Here is a 19,513-nt window from a genome sequence, read left to right on the forward strand (position 1 = left end):
CCAACCTCGCGAAGGGTGCAGCCGATGAATTTGGCTAACGGGTGGATAGAAAAAGCTTGCTGGAAGCGCTGGCGGGACAGCGCCCCCCTCTGCCCTGCCCGGCATCTCCCCCACTTGGGGGGAGATCACCTTTTCTTGTCATCTTTTGCGCACTTCTCGGTGCTACACACCGATCGCGGCGGGCAGGAGGAGGTCGAGAAAGAATGACAAGCCTTGCCGGCGCGCTGAAAAATCGCGGTAAACAAGCAGCCAAGCGGCTGCTGCGCTACGACAGCCGCAACTGGCTGCGTATCCGCCAGATCGAAGCTTTCACCACATTCCTCGAGGCGGCCAACCGCAAGTCGCGCGACGTGATCGAGATCTCGCCGGGCTGGAACCGCTACTGGCGGGCGCTGTGCCCGGATTACCGCTCGGTCGATTTCCCGGAGTTCGACATCTGCAAGGATCGCACCGAGGAGCAATATTCCATCGTCATCGCCGACCAGGTGCTGGAGCATGTGCAGCGCCCGATGGCGGCCGCCGCCAACATCCACGCCATGGTGAAGCCTGGCGGCTGGGCGATGGTGGCCACGCCCTTCCTGTTTCGGGTGCATGCCCGCCCGCACGACTACAACCGCTGGACGCCCGCTGGCCTCACGCAGCTGATGGTTGAAGGCGGGTTTGCCGCGGATGACGTGCAGGCCTTCGGCTGGGGCAACAAAGCCTGCGCCAAGGCCCACATCGGCGGCCCGGTGCGCGCCTACGGCATGTGGCGGGATTTGAGCAACGACGAGGAATACCCGCTGATGGTGTGGGCCTTCGCGAAGAAGAAGGGGCCTAGCTAATCTCCCCCCTTGTGGGACCCTTGTGGGGGAGATGCCCGGCAGGGCAGAGGGGGGCGCGAAGGAACGCCAACCTCTCGAGTTTCCAATCGAGTTGCGATCTTTGAAGGAAGGCGGAAAGGCTGGCGGGACAGCGCCCCCCTCTGGTCTACCGGCCATCTCCCCCACAAGGGGGGAGATCAGCCCATCGCTACCGCCGCTTCACCAACCGCGCGTGCCTGCGCCAATACCACCAGTCCAGGACGCGCCGGCGAAAACTGCGCTTCATCGCGGTCATGGCGTCACACTCCGAGCAGCACGCGGCGCTGTCCGGCGACGTCGCTGGGCGCCAGGTCGGTCTTGATGGTGGAGAGAGTGCCCTGGCGCTGCTCGAGCTCAGCGCGCAGCGCTGCTTCGCGCGCCTGCACATCCTTGTCCTGCACGGTCGGCGCCGGCGGCAGCGGCTTCAGTTCCGGTGGTTTCGGTTGAAAGAGACACATAGCTTTCCCTTGTCCAGTCATAGAGGAAGAAATCTTCGCCGTTCCTGCCATAACCCGGCAGGCGGCAGCGTTGGGTGGCGCCGAGCCGGTCCAGCCAGCGCAGCGCAAGCGCATTCTCGGCAAGCGCCCTCGCCTCGACCCGCCAGGCGCCACGCGCCGCGACCTGAGGCCCGAGCACATCATGGAAGAAGCGCGTGATCCCTGGCACGCAGCGCTTCATGCGGTGCGTGCCCCAGCTCCACGCGATCCACAACCCGCTCCGCTGCTCGGCCGCGCCGAAGCCGGCCTCCGGATTGCCGTCGAGCTCGGCGACATAGGCAAAACCCTGCAGGGCGGTCAGCGCGAGCAGCGCCGGCGACCAATGGTCGAGCTGGCAGTCGATCTCGGCCCGATCCTGTGGGCGAAGATTGGCGGCAATGTAGGAGAGGTCCCGCAACGTGGCGGGGACGATGCGGGTGGGCATGGATGGACTTTCGTTGGACGGCGGCGAAGCAGTCGCTAGGAGGCTCCGTTACCGCAAATCTCAACCGGCGAAGTTGTTGTCCACGAACATTTCCGCAAATTGCTGAGCCGTGAGCGTCACCTTGTTGTCGTGCGCGATTTTGAGGTTCTTCTTCCACATATCCCGGATTGCCTCCGGCATCGTGTCGGGCATGTGGAGAGCCTTGGCGATCGCGTCTTCCCACCGTCCGTCGCCGCCATAGATGGCCTGCAGCTTGGGAGCCATGGCGTTCAACGATTCTTCCGACTCCCGAGAAAGTTCTCCAATCGCTTTCAGCACATAGAGCTCAAGGAGCCTGAGCAGCGGCTTTCCTTCATAACGCTTTTCGGTCGGCATTTTCCCTCACGCGTCATTGATGGCGTAATAAATCAGCCTGTCACAGATTGCCGACAGGCTGGGCTTTTCCTTCTGCGACCCGATCCATCCCTCTGTGACCTCAATCGCAATGAATATTTCGATGAAATAGGTCAGACCCGCTTTGGCTGCCGCCTTTGGCGGCACCATAGTATCGTCGGGCGCGGTCGCAACCATTGCATCGGAATCTTCGGTCCAAGGCTCCGACACGTAGATCGTGTCTTCTTCATCGAAATCCGACAAACCTCCCAACGACGTCCAGTAACTTCATTATTTTCCCCATATGGAAAATCCTCCTCGGTGATTCGGATGAAGGGTTTTCTGGAAGATAGTGCCAAGATCGTATCTAGGGACGAGTTGCGTCACACCGGGTTCGTCGGCATGATGCCATGTATAGCCGGGAGGAGCAGTCCGGGGAACCAGCCCCTCTTCGTGCGCTGAAGACTAATCCCGCCTTCTCGAATTGCGGTGATAGTGCACTACTCTCTGCCCATCCAAAACGATAGCGGACTTCAACAAGCGGAGACATCAGGGAGCGGTTGCGCAGACACCCCAATTCCGATCCTATTCGTTGTCGAAAGGCTCGACTATCGCAAACGGAATGCCCAGCGATTCAAGCAGATCGAGAATGCGTTCCGAAATGACCAAGCGAAAGGGTACAGCGATGCCAAAGTCGTCTTGACCCGCCTTCCCATTCACTTTCAACCAAACAAAATGTGGGAGTTCCAGCCCAGGTTGGTCCTCTTGACAGTCTTCCGAGATAGTCACCTCCGCGTCGGCGAACGTGGCACCCGAAAAGCCCATCTTCTGTAGCGCACGCTGGGTTTCTTCTGTGACGAGGAAACAGGGGAAAGTCGTAACGATGACATCCCCAAACCAGCCCTCTACCTCGTAGTGAAGTTTCGTCACGATTGGTGGATGAACGCTCGAGTCGAGAACCGTGCGTTCGCCAATCCCACCAGCCACGTTTGGCCATATTTTAAAAAATCGCATCACTCACCTATTGGAGGTTTGAACAAATGCCCGTATTTCTTGTCGATGTAACTCACGTAATCTAGCACTTGCTGGCGTGTTGGCTGTGGGTGGGAGGTGTAAAATTGATCCCACTCGTACCGGAAAATAACCTTGTGCAAAAGGTTATCCAATCCTTTTGGGATGCCGCGGAGATTTTGAAGAGAGTGCTCCTCGTCTGCTGCGACGATGCTTGGAAACCTGTTCCATATCTGTCGCTCCGCAGCATGGTGTACGACAACCTCCCCCTCGAGGTTCGGGTTCGCATCAAGAAATGTTTTGCGGTAATTTTTGGAGGCAGCCCTCCCCAACGATGCCCCTTGATACTTTACCTTGGAAGGATCTCTTGCGATCGACTTTATGATCTGAAGAACCTCGGCCTTCTCGAGTTTGGCGCCGGTGGGAACACGAGAGGCAGCATCCTCCGCGGCTTTGACCAGAGATTTCGTCTCAACCGCTTGGCGAGCCACTGCGGCATCAGCGGCGAGCCCCGACTTGGCGCGCGAACCACTCGTCGCGAACTTCTCGAGCGGCCTAGCAAACTTGGCCGTACCGTCGCGGACAATCGCTAAGCCTCTTGCAACAGCTTCGCCGACTGCCTCTGATGCTAAGCGCCCGTCGGCAACCGCTCCCGAGCCGGGGGTGACCGGCAGTTGTTCAAGGAAGTCCCACGTGGAGTCGTGCAAGTCCCGGAGAGCCAGCCCAATGTCGTGCGGGGCGCGGGCCAGGGACTCGAAGCCCTCGCTGAGGTAATTGCCGAAATCCTCTGCGGCCTGTCGAACCGCAGACTTGGGTTCGCCGGGAGCCGCCGAAGAAGGCGATTGCTCCCCTGTCGCCGCGGTGGTGATCCGATCGATGTCGGCTGGCTGATTGAGGCCAGCTTGGTCTAGCTGCAGCGATAAGGCTTCTCGGGTCCCTGGGTCGGGCGCTGCCGCCAGAAAATCACTTACGGCGGTGTCAATATCCGCCTGCGGTATGCTTTCGTTGCTGAAGCCATCCGCAATGCGTTGAACAATAGCCCTTGGAAGAGGCCGGGGATCTTCGACGCCTAATACTCGTTGCGCCGCCACAGAGAGAGCGATCGCCCGTTTGTATGACTCCCGATCGTCGATTCCTGGCTTGCCGGCTTGGTCAGTGACGGCGCCCCATGCGGCCTCGACATCGGGAAAGACATCGCGAACATAGCCTGCAGGATCTACCCACCTCTCGCGCAGCGTCTTGAGCGCGGCGGCGGCCGTAACCTGATATCGGAGGTGGTCCTCTTTGGAACTTCCCGGGCCCGGTTCGACATCACGCATTGCTGCGTGGATCGCCTGGTTGGGCATGGTCCGCATGCCAAAGGCTTGGCGACCAGCGTCAATCTTTCGACCGAACGCCTGATACTGCTTGCCACCCTCCTCGACACCATAGACCGCAGCGAAATCCGCAGGGCTTGGCATGGTGCCGGAGTAGCTGCCCGTATTGGCAATCGCGTCTGGGGCATTCTGCGAAGCGAGATCGATGTTGGCGCGCGCGTCGATCAGCCTGGTCACGGTCGCGGCGCGCGCCTGGCGGAGCAGTTGCCGAATACCGTCGGGCGACAAATCGGCATTAGGATCGACGGCGGGATCGCCGGCTTGGCGGTCGCCCGCCGCTGGTCCGGGGCTGAGCATCTCGGTTGCCCGCCCAGGATCCCGCGCGATCAGCGCTTCCATGCGCGTCCTTGCCGTGCTTTCACGCCAGACGGCTTCCGCCTGTTGCCGGCTCCCGGGGTCCAGGTTCATCTTGGCGATGAGATCGAGGCCGGCGTGGCGGGAGGCATCGAACGTGGCGGTGTCGTCCGGGTCGCTCTTCGCGATGGTGTCGAGCTCTTCGGCCTGGGCCGCCGCCAGGTGGTCCTGCTCATACTGGGCGCGGCGCTGATTTTGCTGCATCGCCATGCGCACCGAGCCTGCCTCTCGCAGGGCTGGTTTGCGGCTGGCGAGGCCAGCGCGCAGCTCGGGCGGCGCCTGCTTCAGGAAATTGTCGAACAGCGTGTCGAACCGGCCTTTCAGCACGACGCGCCCGGTGTGCGGATCGACCTCGCCATACATGGCGTGGTGCAGGCCCTCGCCGTCGGCCGGCGCGTTGGCCGCGACATCGGCCTCGGCGCTGGCGATCTCGCCTTCCAGCCTGCGCGCCGCGATCTCGGTGTCGAACGCCTGCTGCCGCGCCATGCGCCGCGCATAGTGATCGGCAACCTCCTGCCAGTAGGGATCGAGCGGCGGGGCGGCCGCCTCAGCTGGCGCCGCATTGCCGGGATCGGGCCGACGCTGATCGGCGAAGAGAGGGATGATGTGGACCATCGGCTGCTCCGGCACGGTTGGCTTGGAAAGAGGCGCGGGCGATCACGGCGCGGCCGATCGCAAGCGCGTCGGGCGGCGTTCGCGGCTGATCGGACTGAGGTTTTGGAGAGGCCGGGATCGCCCGGCATTGCGAGTGGCTAGAACCGTGGCTGGAGGGGCCGGGATTGCTGGAATTGCAGGCGGCCAGAGTCGCCCGCTCATCATCCTAGGGCGAAGCGACGAACGCAGGCCCCAGGATCCATGCCGCTACGCTAAGGCGTTGCAAAGGTTGCAGAATTCTGTGCCGCCGCACTCCGCGGCAGGAGTTACGGCATGGATACTCGGGTCAAGCCCGAGTATGACGAAGTGAGAGGCGACGGCGCCTCACCTGAAAGCCCCCAGCGGGTCGCTCTGTCCCACCGGCCGGCGCGCCGCCTTGAACTCCGCCGGGTGCACTGTCGCTTCCCGAAGCATGATCACGCCGTAGCGCGTTGCGGCCATCAGGTCGTCGCGCAATTTGACGACCTGGCCGTTCTTGCGATGGAACAACCGGAATTCCTCGAACCATTGCACAAGCGTCGAAAACACCTTGAAGCGGCCGGACTGCATGCGGTCGAGCATGTCCATCAGCCCGGCCTCGACCGAGACCGAGCCGTCGGGGAAACGGGCGTGGCTGGTCAGCATGTACAGCCCATGCGCGGCATATTGCTTTGCCAAGGCCACGCAGGCGCCTTCCAGCGTTTCACGGCGGCCGTCGCGCGGCCAGGCGAAGGGCAGCCACTCGCCCCAGGCCTTCAGCGCCAGCGCCTGCATCGCCGGCGTCTGCTGGGAGGCGCGGTGCACTTTGGTGACGTAGACGACATCGGCCTCGGTATCCCAGGCGAGCTCGACCGCGGCGGACGGATGGTCCCAGCCGAAGTCGAGCGCGCCGATGCGCGGCCACCAGCGCGGCAATTTGAACGGCTCGCAGGCAATCGTCTCCTCCGCCACCGGGAAGATGCGGCCGGAGCCGAGAACCGGTATACCCCGCGCGCGGGCTTCGCGCTCGTGGTCGGGATAGGCCGCGATGATCTCGGCGCGTTGCTCGGGCGAATAATGCCCGGCATCGTCGATGGTCATGAAGGTGACGTGTCGGGACATGGCATGCTCCAGTTCCTCGCCCCGCGAGAGCGGGGAGAGGTGGCGCGGCGAAGCCGCGACGGAGAGGGGACGACGCCGGCTTTGATGAAAAAGTGGGCGACTGCTCGTTGAGCCTGTCGTCCTACGAAGGCCCCTCTCCGGCCGCTGCGCGGCCACCTCTCCCCCCGCTTCGCGCGGGGCGAGGAAAGGGCTCAGCCCTTGTACCCCTCATTCACACAATCGTTCTTCCAGGCCCAGTCGAAATCGGCCTGCGACATGGACGACCCGAGGCCCGGCTCGACGTAAGGGCCGGCGCCGTCGATATAGACGATGAAGCGCGCTTCCTTGGTGAAGATGCCGACCTTGCTTATGACGACACCGCAGGTCTGGCCGCTCACGCTGTCGCCGGTGAGATCGAGATGCGAGAAAGTCGCAGCGGGATTATTGATCAGGCCGCGCATCTTGGCCTCGGCCGCCGCGATCGCATCGGCGCGCCAGTCGCCGCTGGAGCCGGAGCAGGCCGAGAGCAGCGCGCAGAAAAGAAGCAGGTTCGGTATCGGTCGCATGGCTGGCCCCGGATCGCGACCGGAAACTACGCGACCTTCGGTTGCGGCCAAAGCGGCATCGCAAATCATGGTTTCGGCGCGGTTTCGCGCAGCTCCAGTTCCTCGCCCCTACGAGACGGCGCAGAGGAAGCTACCATCTAGATCAACGGCATTGCTAGAGTGGCGGAGGCTTGAGAAAATCCGACGCATCTGATGATGAGCGAGGAGTGATTGGCGAGGCTAGCAATAAGAAATCGGCGCCTAAAGGAAGAATTTTCAATGATTTGCAGACGTTTCATTCGACTGCGGCACAGGATTTCCAATGCGCAAATTGCCAACTTCAAAGGCGGGTTCATTATCAAAGGAGAAGGTGACCGCGATGTGCCCCGCAGTTTCGACATGCAACGGAAAACGCTCAAAGGTAAATACGGCAGGATCTCTGTCGTCTTGCACAATCGCAGACCCTTCAAATACAGCACCGAACTTGCCGTCAGAGCCACCAACGTGTGCCTGGAAGCTGTGTTCACCGAGAGGCAGTCCGAAAATCCGGACCCACAGCGAAATTTGAAAGGAAGCTGGAAGACTTGGTAGAATAATGTTTCCCCCGTAGATCCCGATCAGAATATGCTTCCCGCCGCTCGCGACTCTGATGTCGTCACAGAAAATGCACTCTGAGCGAAGATCTTCGCTCACGATACCACCTCAAGGTTAACACTGGTCGTGGACGTTTCAATGTCTTGGCGAGGTTGATTAACGATTACCGTGTTTGGGAAAGTTGTACGCGGTCGATCAACGGCGGACCGCGATGATTTGAAATGATTGTGACCAGCTTTCGGCGCCGTCTTCCGCTTCATAGAGAAGTCGGGTTCCCAGCCGAGAGCCCAGGCGACCTCGGCGATGGTTTTAATCGTAAGGTTCGTATCACCTCTGAGGATCCGGTTGATCATCGAACGATTGACGCCGAGCTTAGCTGCGATCTCACGTTGACTGACGCCTGACTCGTGCTTCTCACGAATCGCAGCCTCTACCAAAGCTCTGTGGACCTTGCCCATGAAGCGACCACTCGCGCGGTCCTTTTGACTAATCTTCAGTTCATAGGACATCGTCATACTTCCCAATGATGAACTTCGGCTCATCCAAGTCAAGATTCTGCCTTCGCCTTTCAACGCTGTCGCGATATCCTCCATAAAGACCATGGAGCTTGCATCGATAGGCAGTGTCTACTTCTGCGATCACGGACGCGTTCTTTCGTCGAAACCACCCGAACAAACGTAAGTCCGTCGTCTTGAGTTCCCAAACGCCACGGTCATCCGGTTGCATCGAGTGCGATCTTTCAAAGAATGAGAGATCAGCGCCCGAAACATATAGATGAAGGAGATCATCAAGTTGCTGGATGGGCGTCTGGCTACCGTCTCCCATGTCGGCCGCAGCCCCTGGGAGAACGTTCTCGAACCAGTCAATGACATGCGGATACGCGAAAAGCCGCCGTTCCGGCTGCTCGGCGTCATCAAGCCCCCCATCGATCTTGACCAGCAGTCCTGCGTCGGCAAGCTCATCAAGTGTTGCCATATAAGTCAACACATTTCTTTAAACAAGACGTTAACTTTTTTGAGAGCCGCCACGCGCGCGTGCGCTGCAATCTTCGCCCCACAGTATAGTCCCCACCCTTTTCCCACCCAAGTGGGCAGAATTGCGCAAATAACGGCAGGAGGCAAGACATGTTGGCTGGCATGCCATTAAATGCATATGGGAAAAATTTCAAATAATCTTCGGCCCTCAAACAGGCACGTTGCAACACTACCATTGGGGTGTGGTCAACTTGACACTTCGACCCTGTGCTGCGTGGTTGGGAGGTATCGGCAAATCAAACCCAGGCGTTCGGCTTGGGAGCTGACCCGTCTGCATGACAGCCACGGAAAGAGGAATCATTCCTTCACCATCCTCTCCACCTCGCCCGCCGACAAAAACCTCAGCACCACGTCTGACATCCCGAGCAGCGGCGTGAACGTCACGATCGTAATGCCATCCGTCGCGTTGGTGCGGGTCAACCCTTCGGAATAGATGTCCAGCGGCGGTTCCTCGTCGAACCAGACGCCGTGCAGCGTCTCGCCCTGCCATTTCTCGCGGCCTTTTTCGTAGCTTTTGAACGAGAGCACGCTTTCGCCGGCCTGCACGTCGCCGCCGCCACCCCAGCGCACGACGACGCTGTCCAGCGCTCCGGGCGCGCCGCGGCCCATTACCGTGTCGGCAATGGCATCGGCCGGGATCATGCCGGTGCCCCATTCGCCCTGCTGTTGCGGCGGACCGACCAGCACGCGCTGCGGATTGTCGCGCGTGCCTTCGCCGGTGACTCCGGCGGCCCAGAGCCGCACCGGCTGGTCGAACATTTTGCCCACCCACCAATCGGGATAACGACCGGTGAGGTGCATGGCCCACTCCGCGCCCCCTGCCCTGGTCTTGCCGAGCTGGTTGCCGGCCATGAACAGGCGTTCGCGGTTCGTTGCTCCTGCTGCGTGAAATTCGGCCTGTCGTTCGTACGGCCTGTAAGCGGCGAGATGATTACCGCGTCGTCTTCGATCCAGTTCCTCGAGCAGCGCCAGATAGGTCTGCATCGCTGTTGAGGAGCGGCCTGAGGCTCGTTTCGAGGCTGCGGATGCGGTTGCGGATCTCCTCATCGCTTAATTGCTCGAGACTGTTCTTATCGGCATCGAAATCCTGCGAAAAATCCTTGGGCAGCAGCGTCAGCACGACCTTCAGATACTGCTCCGGCTTTTCCGCCCTGACCGCGGCGATGACGCCGGCGCCATGGGCGCGGAAGTCGGCGCGAAGGGCGGCCGCGAAGTCGTCGACGAGCGTCTTTCGCATGCGCTTCGGGCGGGTGGGCGGAGCGGCATCGATACGGGGAGGCTGCGGCTTTCGCCCCGCCCGCTTCGCGCCGACGGGCTTGCGCCGCACGGCCTTGTTCTCGTCAGCCATGGGCTACCGCGTCAGATGGCGCGGCCTTTGCCGCCTTCGTCTTGCGGAGCTTGCGTGCGGGTTTCCTGCGCGGCCTGGCACGTGCCGGCTTGGCGGGCTTGCCGCTGGCCGCCGGCGCGGCCATTGCCTTCAACGCCGCGATGGCGGCGCGCGCTGCCGAAGGGCCAAGGCCCCGGGGCGGAAAGCCGAAGCCGGCGACGGGGTCGACCGTTCCGCCGCGCACCATGCCGATGCGCACGCCGGGCGCGACCTGCTCGGCGCGGCCTGAGCCGGGCGGCAAGCTTGCGCTCTCGAATTCGCCGATGGCGCTAACGATCTCGGCGCCGTCATCGGCGGTGACGATGGTGGCGTAACGTGGCATGGGGGCCTCGATCTGCAGATGGAATGGATAAGGCGGCGTTCCTTCGCGCCCCCTCCGTTCCGCCAATGCTGAAACAAAAAACCCGCCTTGCGGCGGGTCGTTGGCGCAAATCAGCACCATGGACAAGATAGTAGCATAGCTGCCCTCACCCCGCAATGGGGATTGGGTATATTTTCCTACCTTTACGAAAGCCTGCCTTGCCCGAAACCCTTTGGGAGAGGCGCGCCTCGCCACAGCCATAGATCCAGCCGTCCAGCCGAAAGCCGGAGGAAATTTGTCGGAACCAACCTTGGTCCGAGGGGTTCCACCCTTAGTCGCAACGCGACGAACCGTCTCGCACAGAGGAGAAGATCATGCTTACGAAAATCCTTGCAGCTTCGGCCCTGACGATCGGTCTCGCCACCGCGGCGATGGGCCAGGCCGCCGGCACCGCCGGAAATGATGGCGGCAGCGGCCAGACCATTACCGTCGACCCGAAGACGCCGGCCACGCCGCCGGCTGACCAGATGGCACCTCCGGACATGGGCACGACCGGCAGCATCAGCGGCGGCGACATGAATTCGAACGCCGACAAGAACTGCCCGAACAGCCCTCAGGGCTCGGTGGGCGATGCGAACAACTCGACCGCAGGCACGATGGCGCCGAACGTCAACGACAAGAATTGCGGCAAGTAACGGGCGTCGGGCTTGAAGCAGGGGCCGCGGAGCATGCTCCGCGACCCTGTTTTCTGGTCGGGTGGGCGGCTTGAGGGAACCGTGCGGCGCGGAACCATGCGACGCCTTGGCCGTTCCAGGAGGCAAAGAGGAGAGACCCATGGCAGACAACGACACCAGCACCGCCAATTCGGCCGACGGCAACGCGAAAACCAGGGCCGCGCGCAGCAGCAGCGCATCGCGCGGCAGCGCCGCGTCGCGTGGCAACACGCGGGCCGCGAAAGCTTCCGAAGACGCGATGAAGAAGCAGATCGCCGAGCTGAAGCGCGAGGTGAACCGGCTCAACCGGGCGCTTTCCGAGCAGGCCGAGGAAGCTGCCGGGACCGCTCATGGCTGGTACCGCAGCGCGGCCGACAGCGCGTCGAATCTCTACAGCGGCGCCTCCGATCGCGCGTCGCGCGCGGCGAGCCAGTTGCGCACCCAGGCGCATAGCGTTTCGGAAACGGTGCAGCAGAACCCCGGCACCTTCTCAACGGCAATGCTGATCGGCGGCCTGGTCGGATTGCTGGCCGGCATGGCGATCAGCCGCAGTTCCGACCCGGAGCCGGACTGGCTGCGCCGCTGGCACAGGTAGACATTTCCGGTCCGGCTGTAGCGCCGGACCAATCAACGACGGTAAGCGCAGGCCGCCTTGCGGCGGCCGCGCGGAAGGAAAGGCCAGGCCGTCGTGCCCGGCCTTTTCTTTTCCCCGCCGGCTTTCCTTTCAAGGTTGTGGTGCCCTTGCGCTATTTGCCGTGTTCGGGCGTCCCCCGGGCTGGTCATTAGCTGGCGCTTATGGGATCATTCCCTTGGGGAATCGCGGAGAGCGGGCATGGACAAACCTGCCATGGCATCCGTCTTTCGGATGCGGCATGTGCCAGCAAGCATTTCGGGCGTTCGCAGCCTTGGCCGGGGCCAGGCCGATCCGATCTTCCATTCGAGACCACTCGGCGAGGCGATCCGCTTCATCGCCCAGGCCGAGGGGCAGTATGATCTCAGCGCCGTCGCCGTCTCGTATGGCGACCGCCAGACGCCGCCGCTCGGCAATCGCGAGATCAGACAGCTCTGGAGCGAGTATGGCGAGCGGTGGATGGAGGCTTAGCCGGCACAGGCTTCCCGCCCGGATCGGAAACGCCCTTCATGCGTTCTTGAGGCGAGGTCAATGGGAGGAACGCCATGAACGTCGCCAATCTCCAACTCGAGGGCCTGCTGATGGCCGTCGCCGCGATCAACCATTTGCTGGTCAAGAAAGGTGTGCTCAGCGTCGAGGAGATCGACATCGCGCTGCGCAAGGCCGAAGCCGGCGAGACCAGCGAGGAGCGCTCCGAGGCGATTTCCGCCTCGAACCGCGACGCCATCAATTTCCCGATCCGGCTGCTCGAGCTCGCCAACCAGTGCCAGCCCGAGGCGGACATGCCGTCCTTCTCCAAGCTGGCGCGCATGGTCGGGCAGATGAAGGAGCCGTATAACGATCAGATGTGAAGGTCCTCGGCTGATTAAGGCGCCAATCGCGGGTCACCGGGCGCCGCCCTTTCGGGGCACCTTCTCCCCGTGAGCTGCAGAGCAATCGCATATGGCGCTCCCCCTCTCCGTCTCGGCTTCGCCGAGCCACCTCTCCCCCGCCTCTGGCGGGGGAGAGGAACCCAGGCTTGCGAAGGCTGCGCCTTTGGCGATCGGCGTTTCCTCGCCCCCATGAAATGGGGGAGAGGTGGCTCGGCGCGCAGCGCCGAGACGGAGAGGGGGCCAGCGCTGCCATATGCGATTGCCCTGTCATTTGCGGGGAGAAGGAAATGCTTACGCCCGGCCCGGCCAGCCCTGCTTGAGCGCGAGCACACTGCCCGGGCCATGCACTGCGGCGTAGAGCAGCCCGGCGGCGAATGGGAAGTGCGACATGAAGGCGCCGAACTCGGCCTGGTTTCCGGCCCAGTGCGACGGGCCATGGAAGGCAAAGCCAAGGAATGTGACGTAGACCGCGCCGATCAGCGCTAGCGGGGTCAGATAAGCGCCGGTGAGGAAAGATATCACCAGCAGCGTCTCGAGGATCGCCGCGCACCAGGCCAGGAACAGCGGGAATGGAAAGCCTGCGGCGGCGATGTAGCCGGCGGTGGCGCCCATATCCATGAACTTGAAAGCCACCGCCATCGCGAACATGGCGGCGAAGATCAGGCGGGCGATGAGAATGGCGACGGTCTGCCAGGTCGATTGAGTGTTTTCCACGAGTGTCCCTCCGGGTTGTTGAAGCGGTCGATGCCCCAAGGACGGGCGAAGGGAGAGGATTCCGACAGGGGGCGGGGAAAATTGTTCGCGACGCCCTTTCCTCGCCCCCGCCTCAGGCGGGGGAGAGGTGGCCGCGAAGCGGCCGGAGAGGGGGTAGCGCCGGCGATCCAGGATTAAACGCCGTGCGACGAACCCCGCTGTCGAGCTTGGCGTTCTACGAAAGCCCCTCTCCGTCGCGGCTTCGCCGCGCCACCTCTCCCCCCGCTTCGCGCGGGGCGAGGAAGCAGGCTCAGCCCGCCTTCGCCTGCGGCGGGTGGCTGATCGACTCCCGCACGGTGCCGTATTCGGCGCCCCAGCGGTCGGTCATGTCGCAGCGAATGTCCCAGAGCTCGGGGAAGAAGCGATGGCGGGCGCCGCCTTCGAGGATTTCCACCGGCCTGCCCTTCAGCGACTTGGCGCCCAGCCCGATCGAACGGTGGATGAGATAGAGGTGATTGGCGCGGAATTTCTGGAACAGCTCGTCGAACTCGATCAGCGCCTCGGCCACGACATAGGGATCGCCGTGGTCGTAATGCGCGTCATAGATATCCTCCACGGTCAGCCCACGGCCGTCGAGATAGGCATGCTTGAAGGCCCGCCAAAGATCCGGCGGCAGGCGAAGCAAAAGCTTGAAACCCGGCGATTCCTGGCCGCTGCCATTGCCGAGCTGCAGTCGGATCTGCTGGTATTCCTTGGGCGACATCGTCTCCAGGAGATCGAGCTGCGCCGTCATCATGCGCATCAGCCGGTGCACGCGGCCCATCAGGGTGACGATGCGGTGGGTGTCCTGTCTTTCGAGATAGTCGAGGACGTCAACCAGCGTGTAGGCGATGAGCTTCATCCAAAGTTCCTCGACCTGGTGCACGATCTGGAACTGCAATTCGTCGGCATTGACCATTTCGGCAAGCGGCTTCTGGCAAGCGAGCAGCCGATCGCATTTCAGATAGACGCCGTAATCGCGCATCTCGGGCGCCTCGATGCGGGCGTGATAGTCCGTCTTGTCCATGGCTCATCCTCCTCGTGGGCAGGTTTTCGACCTGGCGACAAGGATAGCGCTTTCGGCTTGAACATTGTTCCTTTCTGTTATCCAAATGGCATGAAACGAAGGACGATCACCGACTTAATATGATATTTCGGAGAACGGGTTGTGCTGGATGCCCTCGACCGCAGAATAGTCGCCGCGCTTGAGCGCGACGCGCGTATCTCATTCGGCGCGCTTGCCGAGGAGGTCGGCTTGAGCAAGACGCCTTGCTGGAAACGGGTGAAGGCGCTGGAAGAGGCTGGCATTATCCGCGGGTACTCGACCCGCATCGATCCGGCCAGGATCGGCTTCGGCATCGAGGCCTTCATTCAGGTGTCGATCGACTTCGAGGTGTCGGACGCCTTCGAGGCGGCGGTGAAGGAGCACCCGCTGATCCGCCGCTGCTACGCCACCACGGGCGAAGCCGACTATCTGCTCCAGATCGTCACCGTCGACATGATGGCGCTAGACCGCATGCTGCGTGAGGAGCTCAGCCGCCTGCCCGGCGTGCGCCGCACGGTGACTTCGATGGCGATGCGCGAGATCAAGGGCGACATCTCCTTCGCCGAGGCGGCGGTGCGTGCGCCGAGAAGATAAGGCGAGCGCCAAATGATTTGAGACTCGGCTCGACAGTATCCTTGCCGGCAATCGTGCCGTGGACGCCGGCCGCGCCGGCACGGCGTCCGAGCCCTGACTTTTTCTGGGACGGTCGGGGAACGGGCAGCGAACCGGTCTATACCGGGGCGGGGGTACGCTAATGGGTCTCGTCTCGATCAGGATCGGTGCGGAGCTTGCCGGGTCGGCGGGACGTTCGCGGATTTTCGCGGCGAATGCCGATATCCCGCGCCACACCTTCCCGCAATTCAGGAGCATTCTGGCGGCGGCGCTGCTCGCGTCGACCATGCTGTTGCCGACCGTAGCTCGCGCAGCGTCGGTCTTGCCGGAGCCGCGAGACGGGCTCCACCGGCAGATGGATGCGAAAGCCATGCTGCAGGAGGCCAAGCGCGCTCTCCTGGCTCAGGCCGCAGGCGGTAATGGCGGGAATGGCGGCAATGGCGGCTCCACGGGCGGAAACGGTGGTAACGGCGGCAACGGTGGCTCCGCGGGCGGCAATGGCGGAAACGGTGGCAATGGCGGCAATGGCGGCTCCGCGGGCGGAAACGGTGGTGATGGCGGCAACGGTGGCTCCGCGGGCGGCAACGGTGGCAATGGAGGCGACGGCGGCTCCGCGGGCAATGGCGGCTCGGCCGGTAATGGGGGTGGAAACGGCGGTTCGGCTGGTAATGGCAGCGGCACAGGCGGAAACGGCGGCTCGGCCGGCAATGGCGGTGGTACTGGCGGAAACGGCGGCTCAGCCGGCAATGGCAGCGGCACAGGCGGAAACGGCGGCTCGGCCGGCAATGGCGGCGGCACCGGCGGAAACGGCGGTTCCACAGGGAACGGCAGCTCGGGCGGCAATGGCAGCTCCGGTGGAAACGGTAGTTCCGGCGGCCACGGCAGCGGCCATCATGACTCCAGCGTCGGCCATTCGGATGGCGGTCCCCGTTCTTGCGGAAGCTCCCCACGATCGTCTTGCTGACGCCGCTTGACCTTGAAGCGCCGCGCGCTGAAGCGGCGCAAGGTAACGCGCTTTAAGCTCTCAGTTCCGGTTCGCCGGTTCCGTGAAGCGGTCAACCATCTTACGGGCCGGTGCGGTAGGCGAAATCGTCGATCGCGGCCTGCCAGTAATGCTGCGTGCGGATCTCGAGCCGTGTGATGCGCCTGTAGTCGGCCGCGAAGTAGACCGGACCGTTGGCGGACAGCGCCAGTTGATCCTCATAGGCAGGCTCATCGCCCCGCCAGGCCCTGAGGATAAGCGTCTCGCCCTCCGCGTCGTCCCAGCCGGCGCCGAAATAGGCGCCGGTGAAATCGAACGGCTTGTCGCTGAACACCTGCGCGGGATGGCCTGAGCTGTTGTAGGCGATGAACTCGCCCGACATGGTGGTGTTGGTGTAGCCCGGGCCGTCGGTGAAGCGTTGGTGCATGGCAACGAGATTGTACCAGTTGAGACCGCCATAGCCCGACGGAATCTCGAACACGCCGGGCGACGTCATCAGATCGTCGAAGCCGACGACATGCTCCACGGGCAGCGGCGGATCGGCAGATCCGCTTTTGCCCGAAAACGCCGATAGCACCACCGGCGCCGTGGCGACGACAACATGCCGCCGCTCAGTCGCTCCGCCGGCCGAAAAATCCACCAGCCATTTGCCGGGCGCCACGGGTGCGCTGAAACGCCCGTCCGGACCGACCTTGGCGGCGGCGCTGACGCCGTCCGGTCCTGTCAGGGAAACGCGCGACCCGGCGGCAGCCACGCCGCTGATCGTCAGGTCCGCCGCAAGCCCGACCGGATGCGTCGTGGTCTTTGCGATCATGTCGCCCGGCGACCCGGGCGAAACGACATAGTCGCTTTCCTGCGAGGCGTTGCCGGTGGTTACGGAAAAGCCTGGCGGCGGCACGACCCGAAACGCATAGTGCCCGGGATCGACGACCTCGAAATCGCGCTGGGTGACCGACATGCGGAAATTGGCGAAACCGCTGGCATTGGTCAGTCGCATGATGGTGCTGCCGTTCGGCTTGTCGAGCTCGACAGCCACGCGCGACATCGGCCGGTCGCCCAGATCGTAGACGCCGTTCCTGTTGAGGTCACGGAACACCAGCAGCGATGTGTTCATCTGGCCACCCTCGAAGGAACCCCATACGCGCTTGGGATAATAATCCTCGGCAGTCCCGGCACGCGCCGAGCCGCGGATAGCGGCCAGGCCGACAGCCGCCGCGACGATGACGGCGCCCGAGAACAACAAACCACGCTTCACGAAATTCCCCCTCTGGCGGTCGCTGTCGATCCGGTCCCCTGGAGACGCGCGATGACCTTGTCGACGGCATCCGCATCGAAATAGGCGAGATAAAGCAACGCCATGGTGGCGCTGAACGTATAGACCGGCAGCGTCAGGTAGATGATGGCGTGAAAGGCCAGGCCCGGCAGGACCAGATAGCGCCTGCTGCGGCGAAACGGCAGGCCAAAGGCCAGGCAATATTCGAGCGCGACCACCGCGACGGACACGATGGTGGCAGGCCAGGCAAGGCCGACCGGGTAATCCGAGCCCGCGTAATACCAAAGGAATATCTGCTCGATCCGCGCGCCGCTGAGAAAAGCGTGGTTTGACTTGTCGAAGGCGGCGAAGAAATAGAGCACCGAGAGCTGCACCACGATCAGACGCAACCCCCACAGATTGCCGCGCTCCGCCGGCGGCGCAAGGCCCGCGCGCTCGGCGCGCATCACCGCCAGGTAGCGGTCCAGCGAATAGGAGCGGTCGCAGGGGGTGAGCGCGATGAGCAGCGCTGCGACGGCAAGCAGATAGGTGTGATGGTGGGTCCAGGGCTCGCGGCCGAGCTGGAAGCCGAAATAATAGTACATCGCCAGTCCGACCGCGCCCGTCCAGACGGCGGCGAAGCGGCTATGATAGCCGACGAAGAGCAGCGCGGTGGCGACGAAGAAGTTGACCGCCAGAAGCAGACCGGCCGGCGATTGGTCCATATAGAGCAGCAACTCGCCCGCCCAGCGCGACCAGAACAGCATTGCCAGTCCGATACGGATCAAGGCGGACGAGCGCGACGAGCCCTCCGTATCGACCGCCCAGGCGACGAAGCGCGCGGCCCAGGCTTGCGCCGAACGCCAGTTTGGCCAGTCGGCGATCGCGTCACTCGGCGCAGGCATTTTGGGCATCGGTATGGATGGTCTGCCAGCCGCTGCGCGCGCCCAGCCGGGCGCGGACACGAATGTCGGCGCCCTGCCCGGCTGCCGTGCAGAGCCGCTTGATGACGGAAGCCAGGTCCTCGCGGCTTTTGATCCACTTCAGCCCGCCGTTGCGAGGAGCGCCAAGCATCTCGAACCGGTCGAGCGGAACAAGCGTGCCGTCGGTCTGTCGCATTTCGAAGGAAGCGTCGATCACGCCGAGCCCGATCGCGCTGAACATGGTCCAGGAGCGCAGCAACGCCGCTCGCACGCCGAAGACCTGCTCGGCGACCGGACCGGCGATCATGAAGTTGGTGATCGCCATGAAGGCGACAAATCGCAAGCGTCCCGCCGACAGCCGCCAGGCAGACTCCGCACCCGTTCCTATTGAGACGATATCCGCCACCCGCGTACCCCCGCCGGGACTATAGACCGGTTCAATGCCGTTCTTCGATCATCCCAGAAAAAGTCAGGCGCGAATGATCGAAACGCCGGTGGGACAGTGGGGGCGCGAAGGATCGTGACCTCAGGACTTTACCGATGAATCTTCGCTGGCGAGCGGAGCCTTAACGCCGGCCGCCTCCGCCGTCTCGCGCTCCTTCTCGGCGTCGGCCTTGCGTTTCGGGCATTCCTCGAAATCATGATCGCGGCCGCCGCAATAGGAGCAGCATTTGGCGGGGGTGTCGGGGTGGAGCATCGGGGCCATTCCCAAGAATGCACGAAAAGGTTTCCGGTTGCAGCAATTGCGTGAAGCCGCCGCAACAGCCGCCTTACCCCATGCCCGATAGATCAAACCCAAGGAGCTCGCCGCTCGCGCGGCGGGCTCCCATTCGGCCACCGCTCACGCATGCGCGTGGGGATGACGGAAGTCCCAGACGGCCCAGGCCGATGCCGCGACCACGAGCACGCCGAGGACGACATGCGTGGCCATGACATGCGTGTCAGCCGCGAAGTGTAGCAACCAGGGTGACACGATCAGCCAGAGCCCGAGGACCACGCTTACCCACTCTTCCCACTCGGCGAACACCGAAAGCGTCGCCAGCGCCAGCGCGCCGAGGAGAACGCCGACAATCCAGGCGTTCCACGCGGGCACCATCGCCGCGGTGAATCCGATGACCCAGGGTGAGATGAACAGGCAGATCGCGAGAACCAGAGTGATCCAGTCCAGACTCTTTCTTGCTTCCATCATTGCCATGACAACCTCCATGGATGAAGTTTGACCAAAGCAACCGCTTGAGGCGTGCAATAACACGCTCCGTTACATGATGTAATGCATTTTTACAGACCTGCAAGGGAGAGCC

The 19,513-nt window shown here is 62.9% G+C and carries 28 protein-coding genes; 7 read left to right on the top strand and 21 right to left on the bottom strand.

Going from position 1 to position 19,513, the window contains the following annotated elements:
- The first annotated feature begins 203 nt into the window (after positions 1–203).
- Positions 204–824, top strand: coding sequence for a class I SAM-dependent methyltransferase (locus RFM41_RS24525; RefSeq protein WP_320251717.1), 621 nt, complete (start codon positions 204–206; stop codon positions 822–824).
- Positions 825–1,196: 372 nt separating this feature from the next.
- Here the strand turns inward: RFM41_RS24525 and RFM41_RS24530 are convergent, their stop codons facing one another.
- The 14 genes from RFM41_RS24530 to RFM41_RS24590 all read right to left on the bottom strand — a co-directional run bounded on the left by RFM41_RS24530 (position 1,197) and on the right by RFM41_RS24590 (position 10,471).
- A complete protein-coding gene (locus RFM41_RS24530; RefSeq protein ID WP_320251719.1) occupies positions 1,197–1,763 on the bottom strand; it encodes a hypothetical protein in 567 nt (188 codons plus the stop codon).
- Between the two features lie 60 nt (positions 1,764–1,823).
- Positions 1,824–2,138 carry a hypothetical protein gene (locus RFM41_RS24535; RefSeq protein ID WP_320251721.1) on the bottom strand — a complete coding sequence of 105 codons (315 nt, stop codon included), beginning with the start codon at positions 2,136–2,138 and terminating at the stop codon, positions 1,824–1,826.
- A gap of 6 nt (positions 2,139–2,144) precedes the next feature.
- The gene (locus tag RFM41_RS24540; RefSeq protein ID WP_320251723.1) at positions 2,145–2,399 is read right to left on the bottom strand and encodes a hypothetical protein; all 255 of its coding nucleotides are present in this window, start codon (positions 2,397–2,399) and stop codon (positions 2,145–2,147) included.
- Positions 2,400–2,426: 27 nt separating this feature from the next.
- Positions 2,427–2,579, bottom strand: coding sequence for an HNH endonuclease (locus tag RFM41_RS34215; protein ID WP_430691556.1), 153 nt, complete (start codon positions 2,577–2,579; stop codon positions 2,427–2,429).
- Positions 2,580–2,720: 141 nt separating this feature from the next.
- Positions 2,721–3,149 carry a hypothetical protein gene (locus tag RFM41_RS24545; RefSeq protein WP_320251725.1) on the bottom strand — a complete coding sequence of 143 codons (429 nt, stop codon included), beginning with the start codon at positions 3,147–3,149 and terminating at the stop codon, positions 2,721–2,723.
- A complete protein-coding gene (locus RFM41_RS24550) occupies positions 3,149–5,491 on the bottom strand; it encodes a hypothetical protein (protein WP_320251727.1) in 2,343 nt (780 codons plus the stop codon). Before RFM41_RS24550 ends, RFM41_RS24545 begins: the two co-directional genes overlap by 1 nt.
- A 363-nt stretch (positions 5,492–5,854) precedes the next feature.
- The gene (locus tag RFM41_RS24555) at positions 5,855–6,610 is read right to left on the bottom strand and encodes a phage terminase large subunit family protein (protein ID WP_320251729.1); all 756 of its coding nucleotides are present in this window, start codon (positions 6,608–6,610) and stop codon (positions 5,855–5,857) included.
- 191 nt (positions 6,611–6,801) lie between these two features.
- Positions 6,802–7,155 carry a hypothetical protein gene (locus tag RFM41_RS24560; protein ID WP_320251731.1) on the bottom strand — a complete coding sequence of 118 codons (354 nt, stop codon included), beginning with the start codon at positions 7,153–7,155 and terminating at the stop codon, positions 6,802–6,804.
- 255 nt (positions 7,156–7,410) lie between these two features.
- Entirely contained in the window at positions 7,411–7,827 is a 417-nt protein-coding gene (locus RFM41_RS24565; RefSeq protein WP_320251733.1) for a hypothetical protein, read from the bottom strand.
- On the bottom strand, positions 7,824–8,237 hold the full coding sequence (locus RFM41_RS24570; RefSeq protein ID WP_320251735.1) for a helix-turn-helix domain-containing protein: 414 nt from the start codon (positions 8,235–8,237) through the stop codon (positions 7,824–7,826). Before RFM41_RS24570 ends, RFM41_RS24565 begins: the two co-directional genes overlap by 4 nt.
- Positions 8,227–8,703: a hypothetical protein gene (locus RFM41_RS24575; RefSeq protein ID WP_320251737.1), complete on the bottom strand. Its 477-nt coding sequence runs from the start codon at positions 8,701–8,703 to the stop codon at positions 8,227–8,229. The genes RFM41_RS24570 and RFM41_RS24575 overlap by 11 nt, the downstream gene beginning before the upstream one ends.
- 356 nt (positions 8,704–9,059) lie before the next feature.
- A complete protein-coding gene (locus RFM41_RS24580) occupies positions 9,060–9,746 on the bottom strand; it encodes a terminase large subunit domain-containing protein (protein WP_320251738.1) in 687 nt (228 codons plus the stop codon).
- Positions 9,694–10,110, bottom strand: a complete 417-nt coding sequence (locus RFM41_RS24585) for a hypothetical protein (RefSeq protein WP_320251740.1) — start codon at positions 10,108–10,110, stop codon at positions 9,694–9,696. The genes RFM41_RS24580 and RFM41_RS24585 overlap by 53 nt, the downstream gene beginning before the upstream one ends.
- Positions 10,103–10,471 carry a hypothetical protein gene (locus tag RFM41_RS24590; protein WP_320251742.1) on the bottom strand — a complete coding sequence of 123 codons (369 nt, stop codon included), beginning with the start codon at positions 10,469–10,471 and terminating at the stop codon, positions 10,103–10,105. Before RFM41_RS24590 ends, RFM41_RS24585 begins: the two co-directional genes overlap by 8 nt.
- 353 nt (positions 10,472–10,824) lie before the next feature.
- Between RFM41_RS24590 and RFM41_RS24595 the strand changes: the two genes are divergently transcribed.
- From RFM41_RS24595 to RFM41_RS24610, 4 genes are all read left to right on the top strand, one after another.
- Entirely contained in the window at positions 10,825–11,145 is a 321-nt protein-coding gene (locus tag RFM41_RS24595; RefSeq protein ID WP_320251744.1) for a hypothetical protein, read from the top strand.
- A 139-nt stretch (positions 11,146–11,284) separates the two neighbouring features.
- Complete coding sequence (locus tag RFM41_RS24600; RefSeq protein WP_320251746.1) at positions 11,285–11,758, top strand: hypothetical protein; 474 nt, start codon at positions 11,285–11,287, stop codon at positions 11,756–11,758.
- A 237-nt stretch (positions 11,759–11,995) separates the two neighbouring features.
- Positions 11,996–12,265: a hypothetical protein gene (locus RFM41_RS24605; protein ID WP_320251748.1), complete on the top strand. Its 270-nt coding sequence runs from the start codon at positions 11,996–11,998 to the stop codon at positions 12,263–12,265.
- Between the two features lie 74 nt (positions 12,266–12,339).
- Positions 12,340–12,645 (top strand): hypothetical protein, encoded by a 306-nt coding sequence (locus RFM41_RS24610; protein ID WP_320251750.1) that lies wholly within the window; start codon positions 12,340–12,342, stop codon positions 12,643–12,645.
- A gap of 312 nt (positions 12,646–12,957) precedes the next feature.
- On the opposite strand, the gene RFM41_RS24615 is transcribed toward RFM41_RS24610, so the two are convergent.
- Positions 12,958–13,380: a DoxX family protein gene (locus RFM41_RS24615; RefSeq protein WP_320251752.1), complete on the bottom strand. Its 423-nt coding sequence runs from the start codon at positions 13,378–13,380 to the stop codon at positions 12,958–12,960.
- Positions 13,381–13,669: 289 nt separating this feature from the next.
- On the bottom strand, positions 13,670–14,425 hold the full coding sequence (locus RFM41_RS24620; RefSeq protein ID WP_320251754.1) for a tryptophan 2,3-dioxygenase family protein: 756 nt from the start codon (positions 14,423–14,425) through the stop codon (positions 13,670–13,672).
- 141 nt (positions 14,426–14,566) lie between these two features.
- Here RFM41_RS24620 and RFM41_RS24625 point away from each other — a divergent pair, with 141 nt between their 5' ends.
- Together RFM41_RS24625 and RFM41_RS24630 are read left to right on the top strand one after the other, a co-directional pair.
- Positions 14,567–15,037: an Lrp/AsnC family transcriptional regulator gene (locus tag RFM41_RS24625; protein WP_320251756.1), complete on the top strand. Its 471-nt coding sequence runs from the start codon at positions 14,567–14,569 to the stop codon at positions 15,035–15,037.
- A gap of 160 nt (positions 15,038–15,197) precedes the next feature.
- Positions 15,198–16,019 (top strand): hypothetical protein, encoded by an 822-nt coding sequence (locus RFM41_RS24630; RefSeq protein WP_320251758.1) that lies wholly within the window; start codon positions 15,198–15,200, stop codon positions 16,017–16,019.
- 100 nt (positions 16,020–16,119) lie between these two features.
- Here RFM41_RS24630 and RFM41_RS24635 read toward each other — a convergent pair whose 3' ends face one another.
- From RFM41_RS24635 to RFM41_RS24655, 5 genes are all read right to left on the bottom strand, one after another.
- Positions 16,120–17,292: an SdrD B-like domain-containing protein gene (locus RFM41_RS24635; protein WP_320251760.1), complete on the bottom strand. Its 1,173-nt coding sequence runs from the start codon at positions 17,290–17,292 to the stop codon at positions 16,120–16,122.
- Positions 17,289–18,194 carry an HTTM domain-containing protein gene (locus RFM41_RS24640; RefSeq protein ID WP_320251762.1) on the bottom strand — a complete coding sequence of 302 codons (906 nt, stop codon included), beginning with the start codon at positions 18,192–18,194 and terminating at the stop codon, positions 17,289–17,291. Before RFM41_RS24640 ends, RFM41_RS24635 begins: the two co-directional genes overlap by 4 nt.
- Positions 18,178–18,555 (bottom strand): hypothetical protein, encoded by a 378-nt coding sequence (locus RFM41_RS24645; RefSeq protein ID WP_320251764.1) that lies wholly within the window; start codon positions 18,553–18,555, stop codon positions 18,178–18,180. The genes RFM41_RS24640 and RFM41_RS24645 overlap by 17 nt, the downstream gene beginning before the upstream one ends.
- A gap of 183 nt (positions 18,556–18,738) precedes the next feature.
- Entirely contained in the window at positions 18,739–18,909 is a 171-nt protein-coding gene (locus tag RFM41_RS24650; RefSeq protein WP_320251765.1) for a hypothetical protein, read from the bottom strand.
- Positions 18,910–19,053: 144 nt separating this feature from the next.
- Positions 19,054–19,407 (bottom strand): SPW repeat protein, encoded by a 354-nt coding sequence (locus RFM41_RS24655; protein ID WP_320251767.1) that lies wholly within the window; start codon positions 19,405–19,407, stop codon positions 19,054–19,056.
- Positions 19,408–19,513 lie beyond the last annotated feature (106 nt).

The organism is Mesorhizobium vachelliae (assembly GCF_033977325.1).
GTDB classification, from domain to species: Bacteria; Pseudomonadota; Alphaproteobacteria; order Rhizobiales; family Rhizobiaceae; genus Mesorhizobium; species Mesorhizobium vachelliae.